The 4,423-nt window shown below is 68.2% G+C and carries 3 protein-coding genes; all 3 read left to right on the forward strand.

The window, feature by feature from the left end:
• The first annotated feature begins 882 nt into the window (after positions 1–882).
• Positions 883–1,392 carry a plastocyanin/azurin family copper-binding protein gene (locus tag G7A99_RS11135; RefSeq protein WP_163140234.1) on the forward strand — a complete coding sequence of 170 codons (510 nt, stop codon included), beginning with the start codon at positions 883–885 and terminating at the stop codon, positions 1,390–1,392.
• Between the two features lie 246 nt (positions 1,393–1,638).
• The gene (locus tag G7A99_RS11140; RefSeq protein ID WP_018718025.1) at positions 1,639–3,738 is read left to right on the forward strand and encodes a copper-translocating P-type ATPase; all 2,100 of its coding nucleotides are present in this window, start codon (positions 1,639–1,641) and stop codon (positions 3,736–3,738) included.
• Positions 3,739–3,852: 114 nt separating this feature from the next.
• A partial coding sequence (locus tag G7A99_RS25460; protein ID WP_240466246.1) for a cation diffusion facilitator family transporter occupies positions 3,853–4,423 on the forward strand: 571 nt, incomplete at its 3' end.

Here is a 4,423-nt window from a genome sequence, read left to right on the forward strand (position 1 = left end):
AAATCCACGCCATCGGCGCCTGGCTGCGGCGGGTGTTGGGTCTTTGACCGTCGCCCTCTCCGGGATAGCGCCGGCCCATTGCGGGCCGGTTCGGGTATGGCAGAATGGATACTTCTGACATGCCTACCGGTATCGCGATGATCAGTCGGCAGGACGCAAGGTCCACAACGGGCGGCCCGATAAGGAGCCCCTCTCTCCGGACGGGGCTGCGAGCTGCCGTGGTCGTGGTGCTGGTCATGGCAGTACAGGCGGCCGCCCTGTGCGCGCCGCTGCATGGCAATGCGCGTCCCGGTAGTGGCGGTCAGGTCCATAGCGGCCTTATCGGCGATCATGGCGATCACCACGCCACGTGCGCGCCCGGGGCGATGGATGTCACCGGGGTCCTCACGGCCTCCGACCGGGACCCGGATGTGTTGCCGGCGGCCGCGGGCCCTCGGCCCGTCACCGGTTCCTGGACGATAGCGGGTCCGGCGCATCGTCCCGCTGCGCCTCGACTCCACTCCCCCGGCCTCTATCTGACTACCCGCCGAATCAGACTCTGACTGCCTCGGGATAGCCCCCTGTAGGAGCCGGATGCATTTCCGGTTCCCCGGTGAGCGCCGGCAGGGCGTTCCGGGCATGAGCGCACCCGGTTTCTCCGGCCGGTAGCCGGCCGGTTTCCAGGTGTGTACCGGCGCCGCATCGGCGCGGGTTCCGGATTCCGTCCCGGCCAGCCGGGATGCCCGGGGGCTTACAGGCCGGTGATCCACCGGCTGCATTCCTGTTCGCTGCACTTGAAGGCCGCCGTCGTGGAAGGGCAGCCCCTGATGTGGGCGTGTCCGTCCGCGGCCGGGAACGGCCTCGTCGCCGAGCAGGCGAATACCAGGCATGAGGAGACCGAGAATGACGCGTACGTCAACGATCATTTCCGTCGCGGCGGCGTTTGCCGTGGCGCTGGCAGTCAATGTCGCCATCGCCGGTCCGGGGCATGGCGATCAGCACGGCTCCGGCTTCGCCGGCGGCCGGCCCGGCGACCCCGCGGAGGTTGACCGCACGGTCCGGATCACCGCCGGGGATACGTATTTCGATCGCCAGAGTATCGAGATCAGGGCGGGTGAGACGGTTCGCTTCGTCGTGACCAATAAGGGAGAGCTTGAACACGATTTCACCCTGGGGACGCCGAAGGTCCAGAAAGCCCATCGGGCCGAGATGGCCAGGCGCATGAGCGATGGCGGGGCTGAGGGTCACGCCGACCCGAATGCCGTGATGATCGACCCCGGAGAGACCGCGTCCGTCATATGGACGTTCGAGAGAACGGAGCGGTTTCTGTTCGCGTGCAACGTCCCGGGCCACTTCGAGGCCGGTATGCAGGGTGAGATCGACATCCGGCCCGTGCCGTCCGCGGGCGCCTGAGATAGGGGAGCAGGCGGCTTCCGCGCGCGTCGGGGCGTCCCGGCGCGCCTGAGACGAGCGAAAGTTGCGGAGCCGTTTCCTGCCGGCGTATTCTAAGCATATCCCACCCCACCCGGGGTGGGATTACGTATGGGTCTGGAGGGAGCCATGCACGGGAGTCGAGATAGCGTGAATCCGGGCACGGCAGGGACCCGGGATTCCGGCCAGGAGGCCGGGGCATCGGGAGGCGTCCGTTACACCTGCCCCATGCACCCCGAGGTCGTCTCGGATGCCCCGGGTGAGTGCCCGAAGTGCGGCATGGCGCTGGAGCCCCAGCAGGTCAGCGCGGCGCCTGCAGAGAACCCGGAGCTGAAGGACATGACCCGGCGTTTCTGGGTGAGCCTGGTGCTGGCGCTGCCGGTGCTGGCACTCGCGATGGGCGGCATGGTGCCCGGGGTGGATATGCAGGCGCTGGTACCCCACGCCGTGCGCAACTGGCTGGAGTTCGCCCTGGCGACGCCGGTGGTGTTGTGGGGCGGCTGGCCGTTCTTCGTCCGGGGCTGGCGTTCCATCGTGAATCGCAGCCTGAACATGTTCACCCTCATCGCCCTGGGGGTGGGGGTAGCCTACGTCTACAGTGTCGTCGCCGCCATTGCACCGGGGCTCTTTCCGGCATCGTTCCGGGGCGTCGGCGGGCGCGTCGACGTCTATTTCGAGGCGGCTGCCATGATCGTCACGCTGGTGCTGATCGGCCAGGTGATGGAGCTGCGTGCCCGCAGCCAGACCAACGCCGCGATCCAGTCGCTGCTCGGGCTCGCGCCCAAGACCGCACGCCGGATCGACGACGATGGCAGCGAGGCGGACGTCCCTCTCGAATCGGTGCAGATCGGTGACCGCCTGCGGGTTCGTCCCGGGGAGAAGGTTCCCGTAGATGGCTCGGTGATTGAAGGCGGCAGCTCCGTGGACGAGTCGATGATCACCGGCGAGCCCATGCCGGTGGCGAAGGCGTCGGGGGACCGCGTGATAGGCGCCACGGTCAACGGCCGGGGGTCGCTGATCATCGAGGCCGAGCGCGTCGGCAGTGACACGCTGCTCTCCCGGATCGTGGAGATGGTGGCCGAGGCGAGCCGCAGCCGGGCGCCGATCCAGAACCTCGTGGACGTGGTGGCAGCCTATTTCGTCCCCGCCGTCGTGGCCGCTGCCGTGATCACCTTCGCCATCTGGGCGCTGGTCGGGCCCGAGCCCGCCATGGCCTATGCGCTGATCAACGCGGTGGCGGTGCTGATCATCGCCTGCCCGTGTGCCCTGGGCCTTGCGACTCCGATGTCCATCATGGTGGCGAGTGGCAAGGGGGCCACCGCCGGCGTGCTGTTCCGGGACGCCGAGGCGATCCAGACGCTGCGCCGGGTGGATACCCTCGTCGTCGACAAGACGGGGACGCTGACGGAGGGGCGCCCGCGGCTCCAGGAGGTATCCGTTGCGGACGGGTTCGGCGAGGACGACGTGCTGTGTCTCGCGGCCACCCTGGAGCGGGGCAGCGAGCATCCGCTGGCCGCTGCCATCGTGGACGGTGCCGGCGAGCGGGGCGTCGAGCTCAAGCGCTACAGCGACTTCGAGTCCATTACCGGCAAGGGGGTGCGCGGTGCCATAGACGGACGCCGGGTCGCCCTGGGGAACCGGGCGCTGATGGACGCTCTGGGCATCGATGCGCAGGCACTGACTGAGCGTGCGGAGTCCCTGCGGGCCGAGGGCCGGACGGCCATGTTCGTTGCTGTCGACGACCGGGTCGCCGGACTCATCGCCGTCGCGGACCCGGTCAAGGCAGGGACGCCGGAGGCGGTTCGCGCGCTCCACGACGAGGGCGTGAGTATCACCATGCTTACCGGCGACAGCCGGACGACCGCGGAGGCGGTGGCCCGGGAGCTCGGTATCGACGAGGTGATCGCGGAGGTGCTGCCGGAGCAGAAGGCGGAACAGGTCCAGGCGCTGCAGTCGCAGGGGCGTTTCGTCGCCATGGCCGGTGACGGCATCAACGATGCCCCGGCCCTGGCCCGCGCCCAGGTCGGTATCGCCATGGGTACCGGCACCGACGTGGCCATGGAGAGCGCCGGCGTGACCCTCGTGAAGGGCGACCTGCGCGGTATCGTGCGTGCCCGCCGGCTCAGCCGGGCGACCATGCGCAATATCAAGCAGAACCTGTTCTTCGCGTTCGTCTACAACAGCCTCGGTGTGCCCGTTGCCGCCGGTGTGCTGTACCCGGTATTCGGCGTGCTGCTCTCGCCCATCATCGCCGCGGCGGCCATGTCGCTCAGCTCGGTATCGGTGGTGGGGAACTCGCTGCGCCTGAGGCGGCTGTCCATCGAATGATCGCTCGACGGCGGTGCGGTTTCTCCGGGGCGTTTCGCAGGGAGGATGGTAACGATGACTGACGGACACGGCGGCCACGGACACGCCGGGCATATGCCTTCCAGTGGGCCGGCCATGGTGGTGTCGGCCTGGCTGACCGGGATCTACTTCTTCATCGAGATGGGCATCGGCCTGTGGACCGGCTCAATCGCGGTGATTTCCGACGCCTTCCACACCTTTTCGGCGGTCGGGGGCGTCCTCGTCGCGATAGTGGCGGCCAGGATTGCCCGCCGTCCTGCCGATGCCGATCGCAGTTTCGGCTGGTATCGCGCGGAGATCATCGGTGCGCTCGTCAACGGGGGGTTTCTCGTGGGCATGGCACTGGTGGTGATCGTGATGGCGGCCATGCGAATGCTGGATCCGATCGAGTTGCCCACCGGCCCGATGCTCCTGGCGGCGGCCGGTGGCCTGGCCACGGAGCTCATCTCGCTGGGCATGATGTGGCGTCACAGCCGCAGTGATCTCAATGTCCGGGGGGCGCTGTGGCATATCGTCCAGACCTTCGTCGGGAGCCTGCTGATCATCGTCACCGCGGTGGTGATCCGCTTCACCGGTTTCCTGCTCATCGATCCGCTGCTCGGTATGGCGTTCGGCTTCGTACTGCTATGGGCGAGCTGGGGAATCCTCCGCGACTCCGCGCACGTGC

The sequence above is a fragment of the Arhodomonas sp. KWT genome (genome assembly GCF_010993615.1).